The sequence below is a fragment of the Anaerolineae bacterium genome, assembly GCA_014360855.1.
Lineage (GTDB): Bacteria > Chloroflexota > Anaerolineae > JACIWP01 > JACIWP01 > JACIWP01.
In genome coordinates, this window is the sequence record JACIWP010000003.1 from 1 (window position 1) to 15,986 (window position 15,986).

Consider the following 15,986-nt stretch of genomic DNA (forward strand, 5'->3'; position numbering starts at 1 on the left):
CCGCCGCCTCCGCCGCCGACACAGCCGCCGGCCATCCCACCCACCTCCACCCCAACCCCCGCGGGATAAGGGCATGGGCCGCGTGCCGGCGCGGATGCACTCTTTGCATCACCGGATAGATTATTGTAAAATGAAGCAGGGCTGGCACCGCACTTCGCCCAGCGCAACCGTGTCGAAGGGCGCCCTGTGAAAGGGGTTTTACCATGAAATCCATGCTCCAAGCCGAGGTCAGTGCCTTCCGATTCGCCGGCGGGGTCAGCCGCGAGGACGCGGGCCATGTCTGGATGCCGGCGCGACAGCTCACCATCCCGGAGCGCTCCATCAAAGGACAGCTCCTCATCTTTGTGGACCTGCCCGATTCCGTCGGCGAGGTATCCCAGCTCCGCCAGCAGGTCATCCAAACCATCCGCAAAACATATCTTCAGACCCACGGCACCATCACCACCAGCCTGCGGAGCGCCATGCTGGCCGCCAACCAGCTTTTGCTGACGCAGAACCTACAATCCGGCTATGAATCCCAGCATGATGCCTCGGTCTGCTGTCTGGTACTGCGCGATCAGGAGGCCCTCATCGCCCGCGCCGGCCCCATCGCCGTATACCATCTGCGGGGCACCGCCTGGAAGCGCTATCACGACCGGGAAGCCGGCGCCCTTATCCCCCTCGGTCTGCGCAAGGAGCCAGAGATCGCCTTCCACCACCTGTCCATTGCCCCGGGCGATCAGCTCCTGGTGCTGGATCAGAAGGGCACCCAGGCCTTCGCCGACATGCAGGTACGCGCGCCGGCCGAGGTGCTGGCCAGTGCCGCCCTGCGCGCCGCCGGCCAGCAGGTGGACTTCTCCGCTATGTTGATAGAATTCACCGGAGGCGAAGCTCGACCCACGGCCGCCGCGCCGCGTCCGGCGGAGAAGGCGCCGGCCGCGCCCCCACCGGAGGGCGAGCCGGCCGCTCCCACACGCCGCCGCGCCGCCGCCAGGCCATCCGCCCGGCCATCCAGGCCGCAGGCCGGCGGCGAAACTGCGCGGCCGGCCGCCGCACGGGCCGGCTGGGACCTGCGCCGCATCGCCATCATCACTGCTGTCCTCATCCCCCTGCTGGTGATTGGCGCCGTGCTGGGCTACAACGGCTACCAGCGCTATCAGACCCGCCGCGCCTTTGAAAGCGCGCTGGACACCGCCCTGGAAAATTACCGCACCGCCTCGACCACCACGGACCAAGATATCGCCAAGTCCGCCCTGCGCGAGGCACAGAAGCACCTGGAGGAAGCGCTAACCATTCAGCCGGAGGAACCGGAGGCAGTGCGACTGCAAAAGGAGCTTCTGCTCCTGCAGGACAAGCTGTACAAGGTGACGCCCATCTACTTCATGCCGGAGCTGTTCCGCTTTGTGGACCCGGCCAGCAAGCCGGCGCGCCTGGTGGTGCACGACCGCGATATCTTCGTGTTGGATGCCGGCCGGGGAGTGATCACTCTTCACCGCCTGAACGAGACACGTGACGGCCTTCAGCCGGGCGCGGAGGCGGCGGAGATACTGCGCAAGGGCCAGCAGGTCGGGACAGTGGTGGCCGGCAACCTGATTGACCTCACCTGGGTGCCGGCCGGCGGAAGCCGCCCCTATGACGCCCTGTGCGTGCTGGACGCCGGCGGCAACCTGTTCATGTACGCCAACAGCCAGCTCTCCGCCCAAACCCTGCCCAACAGCGGCGATTTGAAGGCGCCGCTCCTGCTGGACGATTTCACTGAGGCGCGCATATATGTGCTGGACAGCGCCGGCCATCAGATTTACCGCTACATCGCCGGCGAAAATGGCTATACCCAGCCGCCGGATGCCTACTTCCCACCCGACACCCCTGTCAACATGACCGGCGTGCGGGATATGTCGATTGATGGCGACATCTGGCTGTTGTTCGATGATCGCGTGGAGCGCTATCAGGCCGGCAAGCGGGTGGACTTCGCCCTGCAGGGGCTGGACCAGCCGCTGAGCGGCCCCACCGCCCTACAGGCCTCGTTCGACGAGGCGACCGGCCTGGCCGGCGATAACCTGTACATCGCCGACACCGGCGAAGGCCGCATCCTGCAGTTTACCAAGGCCGGCCAGTTCGTGCGTCAGTTCCGCCCACGCCAGGGCAATCCCTTCCAGGACCTCCGCGATTTCTTCCTGGACGAGGCCAAGGGCAAGCTTATCTTCCTGGCCGGCAGTTCCCTGTACCTGGCGGATGTTCCCAGGGAGTAAATTTGGCGGAAACGCGTCTTGAGCTATAATGTGCATGTACGCCGCGGTCTCATCCTGACCGCGGCATTCCAATCTTGGCAAGCGTTCGACCCGGCAGGTCACGGGCCGCGGAGGGTTTACCGCGATGCGCATCGAAGAATCACATCAGGGTACGCACGGCCGGCCGCTCTGGCTCGTGCTGGGGAGTATTGCGGCACTGCTGGCCGTCGCCCTGGTCATATACACCACCTACGGCGTGTACACTATCGTCCGCACCACCGTGGCGGAGATGACCAATCTCCCTTCCGTCGAGATACTGAAGGAACAGGCGGGGTTGTCCTCGTTCCTGCCGGCGCCCACCCAGGCCGCCGGCGGGGAGGTAGCTCCCACCGTCCAGGCCGGCGAGGGCACCCCACCCCCGACCACAGAGCCGCTCCTGCAGAAGCGCATCAACATCCTCCTGCTGGGCATTGACCAGCGCCCGGGAGAGACCGGTCCCTTCCGCACCGACAGCATGATCGTGGTCACCATTGACCCGGAGTCCGGCGCGGTCGGCATGCTCTCCATCCCCCGAGACCTGTGGGTGCCCATCCCGGGATATGGGGAGAACCGCATCAATACCGCTCACTTCCTGGGCGATTTGCACAAATACCCAGGGGGAGGGCCGGCCCTGGCCAAGAAAACCGTCTCGTACAACTTCGGCTTCCCGGTCCATTACTACGTGCGGGTCAACTTCGAGGGCTTCCGACGCATGATTGACATGATCGGCGGGATAGATATTGACGTGCCGCATGAGATTCGGGACGACCAGTATCCCGACGAGAACTACGGCTACGACCCGCTGTACATCCCCGCCGGCCGCATCCACATGGACGGCGACCTGGCGCTCAAATACGCCCGCACCCGAAAAACGGACAACGACTTCGAGCGGGCGCGCCGGCAACAGCAGATCATCCTCGCCGTGCGCGACAAGGTGCTCAGCCTGAACCTGCTCCCCTCCCTGATCCCCAAGATCCCGGAGCTCCTGCGCACCCTGTCCGATTCCATCCAGACCGATATTCCGATGGACGAGCTGATCATGCTCGCACGGCTGGCGCGCGACCTCAACACCGAGAACATCAAGACCGCCGTGATTGACGAGACGATGACGGTCCCGCAGACGACGCCCACCGGCGCCTATGTCCTTCTGCCGATTCGGGAGAAGATCCGCCCGGTAGTGGATGACCTGTTCCTCTCCCCGCTCCCTACGGTAGCACCCAAGCGCTAGCGCAAACGGGGCGGCCTATTGAGCCGCCCCGTTCCTGTCTGCACCTACACACTGCCTTGGATGATCGCCGCCAGTTCCGCCGGCGTCACCCCCGGCGATTCGATGCGGTTCTGCTCGTAAAAGGCCTGGATGACATTCTGCACCTGGGCCATCGGCACCCCCTCCAGCGCCTTCTCCAGTTCGACCAGCTTCTGTTCGGGGTAGAAGAAAAAGTCGCCCGTGATCCAGGCCGAGTGGATAACCTCATCCTTTACTTCCAACGTGGCGCGCACCAGTCCGCCGGGAGTCTTATAAACGCGCTGGACGACGTGCACGCCGGCGGCGATCTTTACCTCCCGCTCCTCGGGGCGCGTCGGCCGGCTCCGCCCAAAGATCCACTCATCGCTGAGGAACTGCGGCCGCAGAGCATCGGCCAGCTCCCGCACCTCCGCCGGCACGCTCGTCTCCTCTTCCAGCGGACCCAGCACCTCGGCGAAGTGCCCGCTGAGGATGCGCACCACCTCCTCCTCGGCCGGCACCGTGCCCCGCTCCCGGCGCACCGTGGTGAGGTTCTCCTGCATGCTCTTGAAAACCTTATCCCGATACTTCTCGTCGGGCACCCGCAGGACCCGTGCCATAGTCTCATAATCGAAGTCGAGAATAATATTCCCGACGAAAACGACGCTTTCGCCGATGTGCGCGGCGCCGTTGCCGGAAATCTTGCGTCCTTCCGCGGTGATGACGTCGTTGACCGGCTTGTAGCGCGCTGGAATGCCCAGGTCGGCATAGGTGCGCACGACCGGCTCCAGGAGGGTGCGGTAAAAGGACTCCTTATCCAGGCCGGCCAGCGGGTGATCGCGCCGCAGGATAAGCTGATAGAACAACTGTTGGCCGTCCAGGAAGACGGCGCCTCCCCCCACCTCGCGCCGGAAAATGGGAATACCCCTCTGCCGGCAGTATTCCACGTCAATCTCCTGCCGGGCGTCCTGATGGTACCCGACACAGACGTACGGACTGGCCGGCGAGAGCAGGTTCAGCGCCTCATGTCCCAACCGCGCCATGGCGTGATACAGCAGTTGGGAATCATCCCAGGGCACGTGGCCGAGCTTATAGACCTTCATTTTGCATCGCCTCCCATACGATTTCGGTGATATCGAGCGCGCGGATGCGCAGACGTTCCTTGCGGGCCGCGCCGGCCAGGGTGCGCTTGCACTGCTGACAGGCAGAAACGACAATCTCCGCCTCCACGGCCTGCGCCTGGGCCAGCCGGCGGCGCGCCACCATCCCCACCAGCTCCGGGTCCGCCATCTCCACATCACCGCCCCCGCCGCAGCAGAGGGCACGCGCATGATGATGCTCCATTTCCCGGAAAATCAGGCCGGGGATGGAACGCAGGACACGGCGAGGCGCCTCGTAAATCCCGCTGGTGCGCCCCAGGTCGCAGGGGTCATGGTAGGTCACGCGCTTCTCATACGGCCCCAGCTCCAGCGCCTGCTCTTCCAACAGTTCGTCCAGCAGTTCCACCGCATGGATGACCTGGAACCCCAGCGGCTCACCCAGGATGGCAGGGTAGGTGTCTTTCCACGTATGGTAGCACGAGGGACAGGTGGTGACCAGGCGTTTGGCGCCGGCCGCCCGCACCGCCGCCACGTTGTGCCGTGCCAGCTCCTCCGCCTGGCGCGACATGCCGGCGATGATGAGCGGGAACCCACAGCACCACTCCTCGGCGCCCAGCACCGCGAAGGGGATGCCGGCCCGGCGCAGGATCTGGCTCAGGCTCTGGGGGATGGAATAAGCCATCGGATAGAGCGAGGAGACGCACCCGACAAAATACACCAGTTCCGCCGGCTTTCCTGGGCCAGCCGCCGGCGGGGCTTCATCCAGATTGCCCGCCCAGGCCAGCCGGTTCGCATTCGGCTCCCCCAGGTTATTGTGCTCGGTGGCGATGCGGTCCCGCACCTGCGCGAAAATCTCGGGGAAGGCGCCGGCCTCCACCAGTTGCTCTCGCATGGCCAGCCAGAGCGGGCGCGTGTCAATGTGCACCGGGCAAACCACATGACAGCGGCCGCATAAGGTGCAGTCGTAGGTGCCGCGGGAATGATCAGCAATCTCCGCGCCGGCGACCGCTCTCGGCCCGAACAGGCGCGCCCATAGACCATACTGCCGGTGTGCGAACTGCCGCACCTGCTCGATCTTCTTCAGCGGCGTGATGGCCTCGTCCTTCTTTTCGGTATAGGTCGGACACCAGATGATGCACTCGCCGCAGCGCGTACAGGCATCCAGCTCCATGAGCTGTTTGAAGGAGAAATGCGCGAAGTTGAGAGGACGGCCGGCGCTCATGCCTGCACCTCCTCATGCCCCGTCAGGACGTTCACGGTGGCGATAATGGGGCTGACCAATGTGTGGAAGAACTTGCTGAAGGGCATCGTCAGCGCCAGCACAATGCAGGCGGCGATATGCACCATGAATGTCCAGTAATGCCAGAGCGGCCAGTTCAGCGCCAGGGATTGGATGGCCAGAGATAGCGGATAGCCGATGAAGGAGTACCAGGCCAGCGCCGGCGGCGTACCATCCATGATCAGCCGGAACGCTTCAATGGGATAGCCGGTCAGCAGGATAATGCCCAGCAGGACCATAGTGGTCACATCGGTCGAGGCGGTGCGAAGCTGTGCCGGCCGCAGGATAAAGCGCCGGAAGACCGCCAACAGGACGCCGGCGAGGATCATCAACCCCAGGCTCTCGTTCAGCAGGGCCATCAGGGGCGTGTCCTTATTCGTCACGAAGCGCACCAGCGGCGTATCCAATCCGAAGCCCAGGTGCAGGATTTCCTCGAAGAAACCGGTGAAGATGCTCAGCGCGAAGAGGGAGAAAAACCCGAAGAGCATGAGGAAATGCGTCAGCCAGCGGAAGCGGTCCTCCTGCCACAGCCGGCGGTGGAGCAGTCCATCCAGCAGGAAGACCCAGATGACCCGTCCGAAGCGGGCGCTGAAGATATAGCGCAGGGCCATCATCAGCGCGGCCCCGGCACGCCGTCTAGGGACGAGCCGGCCGTTGGCATCCCGCAGATATCCCTGGGACCAGAGGTCCACTTTCAAGCCCACCAGCGCCAGGAAGAGCACCAACGTGATGGCGATGGCAATCCAGAACACGGTGAGACGGTCGGCCGGCATGCTGCCACACTCCCAGCGACGATATGTCAGGGGAAAAGGACGTTGGAGCGCATTATACATGACGGAGGCGTTTTCGACAATCCATATGCCGGCCAGGATTGCGCTTCCCCCCTATTTGTGCTACGCTGTGTGCATCCAGACATACGGCCATATCCCTTACGCTGTTCTCGCACCCACCTACCCCCCAGGGAACATGACCGCCCTAGAGAAGGAGGGCCCCATGTACCGCGCAGTATGGACTCGGAAATGGCTGTCCCTCGCCGGCATTCTCGCCATCCTTATCGCCCTTCTGCCGGCGGTCAGCCCCGGCGCAGGCGCCCAGCCCCTGACGACCACCTATACCCTCATCCTGCAGAACGGCCTGGACGGCTACGCCGGCTGTACCGATACCTACATCGACCGCTGGAACCTCACCTCCAATTTTGAGAACAGCAACCTGAAAGTGCAGTACACCTCCAGCGGGGATACCCTTTCCACGCTCATTCGCTTCGACCTGTCCCCACTGCCGGCGGGAGCGCATATCACCTCCGCCGTGCTCAGCCTGAACGCCACCTACCACCAGGACGACACACTGCTGACCATCGCCGTGTACCGCCTGAAGCGGGCATGGGACGCCGGCCAGGCCACCTGGGAGCTGGCGGCCGCCGGCCAGCCCTGGGCAGTTCCCGGGGCCAACGGCGCCGGCACCGATCGGGCCATCTCCGCATTCACGCAGGTGGTGGTTTCGGCCACCGGCTGGATGGACATCCCCCTGACAGCGCTGGTGAGAAAATGGCACAGCGGGCAATATCCCAATTACGGGATACTCCTGCGCGCGGAAGGGACGGGAGGGCCGGCCGGCAAATCGCTCTATTCCTTCGTGGATTCCAGCTCGGGCGCATCCGCGTTCCGCCCGAAGCTGACCATCACCTATGAGCTGGACACCACCAGCACTCCCACCCGCACGCGCACAGCCACGCCCAGCGCCACACGGACCGGCACGCCGGCCAGCCCAACCCCCTCGCCTACCCGCACTCCGACGCGCACCCCGACCCGCACACCGACCACCGCACCGCCGGCGCCCATCGCCACCATTATCCTGCAGAACGGCCTGAACGGCTACACGGGCACGGAGGATACCTTCATTGACTCATTCGCCCCCAATGCCAACTTCGGCAGTGCGGCACAGATGGAACTGCGCGCCAAGCACGAGAAGAACCTGCTCATCCGCTTCGACCTGTCGCCCCTGAGCGCCATGCCGCCGGGCTCCACCATCCTGGAAGCCGTGCTGGGGCTGTGGTGCCTGAACCAGAGCAACCTGAGCCCTATCGAGGTCAACAGCTACCGTCTGCTCCGGCCCTGGAGCGAGTCGCAGGCCACGTGGAACCAGGCGCGCGCCGGCGACCCCTGGGGAGAGCCCGGCGCCTTCCAGTTCGGGGTGGACCGCGCCCCGGAGACGTCCGTCACCGGCGTCATTGACCGCACCAACATGTGGCTCTACCAGGACTGGACCTTCATGGTCCCCTACTGGCGCCAGCATCCCTCCCTCAATTACGGGGCGGTCATCAGCGGCACCGGCTGGGCCCATGTCACCTATTGGTTCGCCGGCTCAGAGAACGCCACGCCGGCGATCCGACCGCGCCTGGTCATCACCTACAGCGTCCCCACATGGACGCCTACCCCGACCTCTCCAGGAACCGCCACGCCTACCCGGACGCCGACCCGCACCCCGACCTATACTCCCACGCGAACCCCGACGGCGACCACCACGCCGATCCATACGCCCACTGCTACACGCACCGCAACGCCGTCGCCCACAGCGACGGCGGCCCCCGATGCCTATGAGCCGGATGACGTGTGCGCCGGCGCGCGGGATTTCGTCGTGAACGGGCCGGCGGAGAGCCATAATTTCCATGTGCCCTCCGACGTGGATTGGGTGCGCTTCTCGATCGAGGCCGGCTATCTCTATCGCATCGAGACCCACCACCTTGCCACAAATGCCGACACGCTGGTATATTTGTACGCGGCGAACTGCAGCAGCCTGCTGGCCATGGACGACAACGGGGGAACGGGCCTCGGGTCGCTGGTGGAATACCTGGCGCCGGAGACTGGCGTCCGGTATGTGAAGGCGGCGCCGGCCTCGCCGGCCCGCACCGGACCTCACAGCGATTATCAGTTGAGCATCACCCGCCAGCTTCCCGGCACGACCGTCACTCCCACTGCCACACTGCCGCCGGCCGGCTGGCTCCCGCTCCTGCGAAAATAATCCCGCCGCCGGGACTGCTGAATGGAGCTTGAGAGACTGCTGGGACAACTGCATGACGACCGGGAGTTCATGCGGCACGTGACCCGCTGGCACGAGCAGACCGCCGCGCCGGCGCGCACGGAGCCACTGCCCGCCGAACTGCATCCGCGGCTGGCGGAGGCCCTCCTTCGACAGGGCATCGCCACGCTCTACACCCACCAGGCCGATGCGTTTCGCGCCGCGCGGGAAGGCCGGCATGTCGCCGTGGTCACCCCCACCGCCTCGGGGAAAACCCTGTGCTACAATCTGCCGGTGCTCCAGGCACTGCTGGAAGACCCGACGGCGCGCGCCCTATACCTTTTCCCCACCAAGGCCCTGGCGCAGGACCAGCTCGTTGTCCTTTCCGGGCTGTGCGAGGCGCTGGGGCTGGGGAACATCGTCGGGGTATATGATGGGGACACGCCGGCCTCCGCCCGCCGGCGCATCCGCCAGGAGGCGCGCATCATCATCTCCAACCCCGACATGCTCCACATGGGCATCCTGCCGCATCATACCCAATGGGCGGCGCTCTTCGCCCATCTGCGCTTTATCGTCATGGATGAACTGCACGCCTATCGCGGCGTCTTCGGCAGTCATGTGGCGAACGTCCTGCGCCGGCTGAAGCGCATCGCCGGCTTTTACGGCAGTGCGCCGCAGTTCATCGTCAGCTCTGCCACCATCGCCAACCCGGAGGAGCTGGCCCGCCGGCTGACCTCTTCCCCGGTCGCCCTGATCACCCGCGACGGCTCCCCCAAAGCGCACAAGCATTTCATTTTCTACAATCCGCCGCTCGTGGACCCCGCGCTGGGCATCCGCCGGCCGGCGCTCCTGGAAGCCCGTGACATCGCCGGCCGCTTCCTGATGCATGACCTGCAGACGATCATCTTCGCCCGCTCGCGCTTGGGCACGGAGCTTCTGCTGACCTATCTGCGCCAACTGCTGGAGGAACGGGGATTGCCGGCCGAACTGGTGCGCGGCTACCGCGGCGGATATTTGCCGAAAGAGCGCCGCGCCATCGAGCAAGGCCTGCGGCAGGGCAAGGTACGGGGCGTGGTCGCCACCAATGCGCTGGAGCTGGGGATTGACATCGGCGATCTGTCGGTAGCCATCCTGACCGGCTACCCCGGAAGCATCGCCAGCACCGTACAACAGGCCGGCCGCGCCGGCCGGCGCTCCCGGGTCTCCGCCGCCATCTTGATCGCCGGCCCCTCTCCCCTCGACCAGTACATCGTCACCCATCCCGACTTCCTCCTGGGGCGCTCGCCGGAACGGGCGCTCATCGCGCCCGACAACCCTGCCATCCTCCTCTCGCACCTGGCCTGTGCCGCCTTTGAGCTTCCTCTCGCCGAGGACGAAAGGTTCGGCGCCGAGGATATCACGGCCCAGCTCCTGTCTTTCCTGGCGGAGGATGGACAGGTGCGCCTGGCCGGCGGCCGGTGGCACTGGTCGCGAGCCATCTACCCCGCCGGCAGTGTCTCCCTGCGTTCCGCCGGCGCGGATATATTCACCATCCTGGCCGGCGCGGGCGATGGGAAACCTCCTCAGACCATCGGCACATTGGAACGCTTCAGCGTCCCCCTGCTCCTACACGAGGGGGCAGTGTATATGCACGAGGGGCAGACCTACATCGTGGAGCGGCTGGACTGGGAGGCCGGCCTGGCCTATGTCCAGCCGGCGGAAGTGGACTATTACACGGAGGCCAGCGCCAATATCGAGGTGCAAATTTCCCAAACCCTGGCCGAGGAGGACGAGGGGCCGCTCCGCCGGGGTTTCGGCGAGGTCATCGTCCACAGCCAGGCCACCTCGTTCCGCAAGATTCGGCTGTTCACCCAAGAGGTCATCGCGCGCGGGCCTATTACCCTGCCGGCGGTCAGCATGCCGGCCGGCAGTTTCTGGTACGCCCTGCCGCCGGCCTTCCTGGAACAGCTCCAGGAGCTGGGAGCCTGGCAGGGGGAACCTATCCGCGACTACGGCCCGAATTGGGAACTCCAGCGCCGGCTGGCCCGCCAGCGCGACGGCTTCCGCTGTCGGCACTGCGGCGCTCCGGAACCGCCCGGCCGTGAGCACGATGTGCACCATCTGCGGCCCTTCCGCGAATTTGGCTACATCCCTGGCGCCAACGAGCGCTACCTGCAGGCCAACGCCCTCGATAACCTCATCACCCTCTGCCCGCGCTGTCATCGTCTGGCGGAGGCGGCCCGACAACTGCGCAGTACCCTGGCCGGCCTGGCCCATGTCCTGCGGCATGTCGCGCCGGTCTTCCTGATGTGCGACCCAGCGGATCTGGGCGTGGTCAGCACCCATGAGGGCTATCAGGGCTGGCCGACGATATTCATCTACGAGCGCGCGCCGGCCGGCATCGGATTCAGCCAGGCCCTCTTTGACCTGCCCGAGGGAGAGCTTCTGCGCGCTGCGCTGGATGTGGTGCGCCAGTGTCAGTGTCTGGCCGGCTGTCCCTCCTGCGTCGGTGCGGCCGGCGAGTTCAGCGGGAACGTCAAGTCCCAGGTCCTGCGCCTTTTGCGGCTGTGCCTGGCCGGCCTTCCGGAGGTGTATCCATCATGAGGACGACCTGGAGCGGGATCGAACCACAGGCACTGGAACGGGTGGACCGCCGGCAGGAGCGGTTGGACCGCCTGCGCCCCTGGCCGCCTACTGCCGCCGAGCGGCTGTGGGAGGGCCTCCTGCCGGTCTGGATCGCCGGCTCTACCGCCATCGACGGCGGCCGCATGACCCTGGACGATATCGCTCAGCTCCTGAGCGAAGGGGACATTTTCCCGCAGTACACCCTGCGCGAGCATCTGGAGGTGCTGAACCACCGGCAGGCCATCGCCCAGGTGCGCCGGCTGGCCGGCTCCAAACGCCCGATCCGTGCCGCAGAGGTGCGCCGACTGCACGCGCTCCTGATGGCCGGCATAGACGACGCCCTCGCCGGCCGCTACCGCCGCTACACCGACGAGGAGCGCGCCGCCGGCGGCTCCATCGCCGACCTGATGCGCGAGTGGGAGCTGTGGATGGCCGGCTCTGCCCAGGCCCTGCATCCCATCGAACGGGCGGCGGTGGCGCACCATCGCCTACTGCGCATCCAGCCCTTCCTGGACGGCAACGGCGTGACCGCCCGTCTGGTGATGAACCTCTCCCTGCTGAAGGACGGCTACCTGCCGGCGGTCCTCCGCCCGGAACAGCGCCATGACTACCGCCAGGCGCTTTACCAGGCCGATCAGGGGGACTACCGCCCGCTGGTGCAGTTGTCGCTGGAAGCGCTGGAACGGGTGCAGAGCATGTACCTGCTGGCGCTGGAGCCTTGACGCCGGCGCCCCACCGCATATCACCGTACCAGGGCACGAGGAGGAAAAGGAATGGAACCAGTGCGCATCGGCATCATCGGCGTGGGAGATATGGGGGGATACCATACCCTGGGCTTTGCGGAGATCGAACAGGCGCGCATCGTGGCCGTCGCCGACGTGAACGAGCGGCGCATGGAGGAACTGCTGGCCGAAATCCCGGACTATCCGACCCCCATTGCCCGCTATACCGATTACCGCCAGCTCTTACGGCGTGACGATATCGAGGCGGTGGTGGTGGCGGTGCCGCAGTACCTGCACCGCGAGGTGACGCTGGCGGCGCTGGAGGCCGGCAAAGATGTGCTGTTGGAAAAGCCCATGGCCCCCACCGTGCAGGAGGCGGACGAGATTATCGCCGCCCATCGCGGCACCGACCGCATCCTGCAGATCGGGCTGGTGTACCGCTACGCCGGCCTCTTCCGCAAGATGGCGGAACTGTGTCGAGGCGGGGATTACGGACAGACCACCCTCATGTGGTGCAAGGAGTTTCGGGAGAATTTCCCGCCCCGCGCCTGGTTTTACGACCAGCGGCTTTCGGGCGGCGCCATCATGGATAAATGCGTGCACTACTTCGACCTGTTCAACTGGATGATCGGGGCACGCGCCCACCGCGTCTTCGCCATGGGCGGCCAGCACGTGATCCGCTACGGCGTGCCCCACTGGGTGGAATGCACCTATTCGTTCTGGGAGCCGGCGGAAATCTCGACCAGCACCATCGTGGACCACGCCTGGGTCATCGTGGAGTACGAGAATGGAGCGCGCGCCATGCAGGGGCTGTGCATGTACCTGAAGCCGCCCTACCCCGGCCTGGAGGTCGGCGCCATCACCCATCAGGGCTATCAGATCCTGGCGCGCGATGACCAGACGCTGACGCTGTGGGGCGGCCCGCAGGCGGTGCACGGCCAGGAGATCGAATACGAGGAGCCGGAAGCGCCCTGGGTGGGGCATATCGGCGCCCACCGCAGCCGGCTGGAGTTCCTGGAGTGCGTGCGCACCCGCCGGCCGCCGGCGTGCGACCCGCAGATCGGCCGCGACGCCATGGCCATCGCCCAGGCGGCGGAGATGTCCATCGCCGAGGACCGCGTCGTCTACCTGGAGGAGCTGGCCTGATTACAGCTCGATAATCCCATCCAGGCCGCGGCGCAGTCCCACCCACCCGCTCACCTTGCGGATGGCCAGGAGCGCCCCCTCGACGTACTGGCCGGCGTTCCAGCTCCCTTCATGGCGGATGACCAGCTTCTGGTCCGGCGAGGCGAAGATGACCTCCACCGTCACCATATAGCCCGGCAGGCGCACGGAGTGCACCTGTGTCCCGCCCATACGCACCCCGCGGCTCTCGCGCGGGCCGACGATCTGCTCCAGCGGAACCTCTAACTGGGATTCCCCGACCCTCGACAGCCGGCGGGCCAATTCGCGCGCCGTGCCGCTGGGCGCGTCCACCTTATCCGCATGGGCGTAATCAATGATCTCCCACTGGGGGAAATAGCGCGCGGCCATCTCGGCGAACTTATTCATCAGCACGGCGCCGATAGCAAAATTGCCGGCAGCCAGTGCGCCCCGGCCGGCGGCGCGCGCCGCCTCATCAATGGCCGAAAAGTCTTCCTCCGACAAGCCGGAGGTGCCGATGACCACATGTGCGCCGTGTGTCAGCGCGGTCAGCACATGCTCGCGGGCCGCCTGCGGCCGGGTGAAATCCACGAAGACGTCCACCGCCGGCACCGCGGCGAACGCCTCCTGCACCGTGCCGAATATCGGCGTCTGCATGCCGGCGATGCCGAGCACTTCTCCCAGCGGCCGGCCGGCGTGCGTCCGGGATACGCCGGCGACCAGTTCCATGTCCTCTGCCTCGAAGATACCTCGTGCGATGGCGGAGCCGGCCCAACCGGTGGCGCCGGCGAGACACACGCGTATCGTCATACGTCCACTTCCTCCCTATTCCCAACGTCTGCCTGCTCTTCCAGCAGGAAATCGACCAGGACGCGGTTGAATTCCTTGGCATCAAATAATACCGCCGGCAATCGCCCCAAGCATAAGGTGATACCTTCGGTAGCGAAAGCATGGGACGATCCGCGAATGCCATCATGAGAGAACGGGCAATGTTTGGCCGCCTTGCAGGACCCCAGCGAACAAGTCCCCTTCCTTGGCAACCCGCGCCGGCACAGTACGAATGGTAAAATGCTCTGGGAGGATATCGCCGGCTTCGACTTCCTCCCAGCGCAGGGGCGTGGAGACCGGCGCATGGGGCTGTGCCCGCAGGGTATACACCGCGGCGGTATTCCGCCCGAGGCTGTTCTGGGCATGGTCAATGGTGACTTGCGCTCCACGATGAGTAGGGCCATGTGCCACCGCAATCTCTTTGGGATATGCGGCGGCCAATTGGTGTGCCACACCTTTCACCCATTCCCGGACGAAGTCAAAGGGATGCGCCGGCTCCAGCGGCACATAGATATGCATGCCGCGTCCCCCGCTGGTCTTCGGATAACATCGCAATCCCAGCGCTTGGAGGGCATCACGCACGCGCAGAGCCGCTTGCAGAACACGGCCAAAATCCGCCTGATCGCCCGGATCCAGGTCGAACACGGCCATATCGGGACGCTGGAGCGCCGGCAGGCGGGATGCCCAGAGGTGGAACTCAATGGCGCCTTGATTGGCGAGCCAGATGAGGCCGGCGGCATCCTCCACGATCAGGAGTTGGATCGCTTCATCCGTGGTCTTAGGCTGATAGTCAACGGTGTGAAGCCAAGCCGGCGTGTCCTCGGGCGCATCGCGGCGGTAAAACGAAAAGCCGTGGATGCCCTCGGGGAATACCCGCAGGGTCAAGGGCCGGTCCCGAAAATGCGGCAGCATCACCTCGGCCATATCGCGGTAATATTCCAGCATCTGGCCCTTGGTCACGCCGTCCGCCGGCCAAAAAAGTTTGTCCAGATGCGTCACCGGAACCGCGCGGCGGTCCAGTGTCCACTCCGCTTGTCCTGCTGTCTGAGTCATTTCATCCATCCTCGCTCCCGTTCATTTCGGCGAGCGGAGCACCAAGGGCAGGAATACCTTCTTAGGGCGGTATTGTTGATCCGGATGCTCGGATGAGCGCAGGGTGTACTGCCCCCCTCCGCCCGCCCTACCGCGCAGGAGGATGCCCAGGTTTTCTTCTGGATGGGCCAGCCACTTGCGGACCAGCTCAGTGACATCCACGCGGACCACGTCCCTTCCGGCTGATTCAACGTCAGCACGCCGGCCTACCCCAGGGGCCGGATTCACCACCTCCGTTACCCATGCCCTGCTGACAGCCGTAAAGATTTCGGAGCCCGCGGCCGGCGGGGGATCCGATGCAGGAGGGTATTGGAAAAGCCATGCAACTCGATACATCGTGCTGGATCCGCAGTTCCATCACAGATTATAATCTCGCCTGGTCGGACATGCAACACGGTCAATCCCTTGTTTGACAACCTCCTCAAGCTGTGCTATAAAATCGGCAACAATCGCATATTCCTGGGCAGAGACAGGCTCCCGGAACGGCCCGGGGCCGTCGGGGGAAGTCCGGTGAGAGGCCGGCGCTGTCCCGCAACTGTATTCCAGCCACCCTGAGCTGGAGAGCCAGATTACCCGGCTCTGCCCTCGCTCCGAACACCTTCGAGGAAAGGGGGTAGGAGCAGCAACGGTGTATACCAGTTGGTGCTCAGCGGCCCCTTGTTCTGCTCGGACAAGGGGCCGAATCATTCGGCACCTCGTCAAGCACGAGAGGCCCCACGTCTTCGAAGGCGG

12 protein-coding genes and 1 riboswitch are annotated in these 15,986 nt (G+C 65.2%); of the genes, 6 read left to right on the plus strand and 6 right to left on the minus strand.

Annotated features, from left to right (window positions below):
• The first annotated feature begins 203 nt into the window (after window positions 1-203).
• Together H5T60_00355 and H5T60_00360 are read left to right on the plus strand one after the other, a co-directional pair.
• Complete coding sequence (locus tag H5T60_00355; protein MBC7240884.1) at window positions 204-2,228, plus strand: hypothetical protein; 2,025 nt, start codon at window positions 204-206, stop codon at window positions 2,226-2,228.
• A 124-nt stretch (window positions 2,229-2,352) separates the two neighbouring features.
• Window positions 2,353-3,474 (plus strand): LCP family protein, encoded by a 1,122-nt coding sequence (locus tag H5T60_00360; GenBank protein ID MBC7240885.1) that lies wholly within the window; start codon window positions 2,353-2,355, stop codon window positions 3,472-3,474.
• A gap of 44 nt (window positions 3,475-3,518) precedes the next feature.
• Here the strand turns inward: H5T60_00360 and H5T60_00365 are convergent, their stop codons facing one another.
• The 3 genes from H5T60_00365 to H5T60_00375 are packed head-to-tail and all read right to left on the minus strand — an operon-like array spanning window position 3,519 to window position 6,623.
• Window positions 3,519-4,574: a lipoate--protein ligase family protein gene (locus tag H5T60_00365; GenBank protein ID MBC7240886.1), complete on the minus strand. Its 1,056-nt coding sequence runs from the start codon at window positions 4,572-4,574 to the stop codon at window positions 3,519-3,521.
• Complete coding sequence (locus H5T60_00370) at window positions 4,561-5,793, minus strand: (Fe-S)-binding protein (GenBank protein MBC7240887.1); 1,233 nt, start codon at window positions 5,791-5,793, stop codon at window positions 4,561-4,563. Before H5T60_00370 ends, H5T60_00365 begins: the two co-directional genes overlap by 14 nt.
• Window positions 5,790-6,623, minus strand: coding sequence for a respiratory nitrate reductase subunit gamma (locus H5T60_00375; GenBank protein MBC7240888.1), 834 nt, complete (start codon window positions 6,621-6,623; stop codon window positions 5,790-5,792). Before H5T60_00375 ends, H5T60_00370 begins: the two co-directional genes overlap by 4 nt.
• Window positions 6,624-6,843: 220 nt before the next feature.
• Here H5T60_00375 and H5T60_00380 point away from each other — a divergent pair, with 220 nt between their 5' ends.
• From H5T60_00380 to H5T60_00395, 4 genes are read left to right on the plus strand one after another with little or no spacing between them, the layout of a single operon-like run.
• Window positions 6,844-8,868 (plus strand): DNRLRE domain-containing protein, encoded by a 2,025-nt coding sequence (locus H5T60_00380; protein MBC7240889.1) that lies wholly within the window; start codon window positions 6,844-6,846, stop codon window positions 8,866-8,868.
• Between the two features lie 21 nt (window positions 8,869-8,889).
• Window positions 8,890-11,448 (plus strand): DEAD/DEAH box helicase, encoded by a 2,559-nt coding sequence (locus H5T60_00385; protein MBC7240890.1) that lies wholly within the window; start codon window positions 8,890-8,892, stop codon window positions 11,446-11,448.
• The gene (locus H5T60_00390) at window positions 11,445-12,191 is read left to right on the plus strand and encodes a Fic family protein (GenBank protein ID MBC7240891.1); all 747 of its coding nucleotides are present in this window, start codon (window positions 11,445-11,447) and stop codon (window positions 12,189-12,191) included. Before H5T60_00385 ends, H5T60_00390 begins: the two co-directional genes overlap by 4 nt.
• A 51-nt stretch (window positions 12,192-12,242) precedes the next feature.
• Window positions 12,243-13,337 carry a Gfo/Idh/MocA family oxidoreductase gene (locus H5T60_00395; GenBank protein ID MBC7240892.1) on the plus strand — a complete coding sequence of 365 codons (1,095 nt, stop codon included), beginning with the start codon at window positions 12,243-12,245 and terminating at the stop codon, window positions 13,335-13,337.
• Here H5T60_00395 and dapB read toward each other — a convergent pair whose 3' ends face one another.
• The 3 genes from dapB to H5T60_00410 all read right to left on the minus strand — a co-directional run bounded on the left by dapB (window position 13,338) and on the right by H5T60_00410 (window position 15,425).
• Complete coding sequence (dapB, locus tag H5T60_00400; GenBank protein MBC7240893.1) at window positions 13,338-14,144, minus strand: 4-hydroxy-tetrahydrodipicolinate reductase; 807 nt, start codon at window positions 14,142-14,144, stop codon at window positions 13,338-13,340.
• A 162-nt stretch (window positions 14,145-14,306) separates the two neighbouring features.
• Window positions 14,307-15,215 (minus strand): DNA polymerase domain-containing protein, encoded by a 909-nt coding sequence (locus H5T60_00405; protein MBC7240894.1) that lies wholly within the window; start codon window positions 15,213-15,215, stop codon window positions 14,307-14,309.
• 21 nt (window positions 15,216-15,236) lie between these two features.
• A complete protein-coding gene (locus H5T60_00410; protein ID MBC7240895.1) occupies window positions 15,237-15,425 on the minus strand; it encodes a hypothetical protein in 189 nt (62 codons plus the stop codon).
• A 284-nt stretch (window positions 15,426-15,709) separates the two neighbouring features.
• Window positions 15,710-15,850, plus strand: a riboswitch (cobalamin riboswitch).
• Window positions 15,851-15,986: the final 136 nt, after the last annotated feature.

Bases quoted from the DNA above. Each gene is read 5' to 3' on its own strand.
- H5T60_00370 (MBC7240887.1), bottom strand. From the start codon at position 5,793: ATGAGCGCCGGCCGTCCTCTCAACTTCGCGCATTTCTCCTTCAAACAG.
- H5T60_00355 (MBC7240884.1), top strand. From the start codon at position 204: ATGAAATCCATGCTCCAAGCCGAGGTCAGTGCCTTCCGATTCGCCGGC.
- H5T60_00380 (MBC7240889.1), top strand. From the start codon at position 6,844: ATGTACCGCGCAGTATGGACTCGGAAATGGCTGTCCCTCGCCGGCATT.
- H5T60_00405 (MBC7240894.1), bottom strand. From the start codon at position 15,215: ATGACTCAGACAGCAGGACAAGCGGAGTGGACACTGGACCGCCGCGCG.
- H5T60_00365 (MBC7240886.1), bottom strand. From the start codon at position 4,574: ATGAAGGTCTATAAGCTCGGCCACGTGCCCTGGGATGATTCCCAACTG.
- H5T60_00395 (MBC7240892.1), top strand. From the start codon at position 12,243: ATGGAACCAGTGCGCATCGGCATCATCGGCGTGGGAGATATGGGGGGA.
- H5T60_00375 (MBC7240888.1), bottom strand. From the start codon at position 6,623: ATGCCGGCCGACCGTCTCACCGTGTTCTGGATTGCCATCGCCATCACG.
- dapB (MBC7240893.1), bottom strand. From the start codon at position 14,144: ATGACGATACGCGTGTGTCTCGCCGGCGCCACCGGTTGGGCCGGCTCC.
- H5T60_00390 (MBC7240891.1), top strand. From the start codon at position 11,445: ATGAGGACGACCTGGAGCGGGATCGAACCACAGGCACTGGAACGGGTG.
- H5T60_00385 (MBC7240890.1), top strand. From the start codon at position 8,890: ATGGAGCTTGAGAGACTGCTGGGACAACTGCATGACGACCGGGAGTTC.
- H5T60_00360 (MBC7240885.1), top strand. From the start codon at position 2,353: ATGCGCATCGAAGAATCACATCAGGGTACGCACGGCCGGCCGCTCTGG.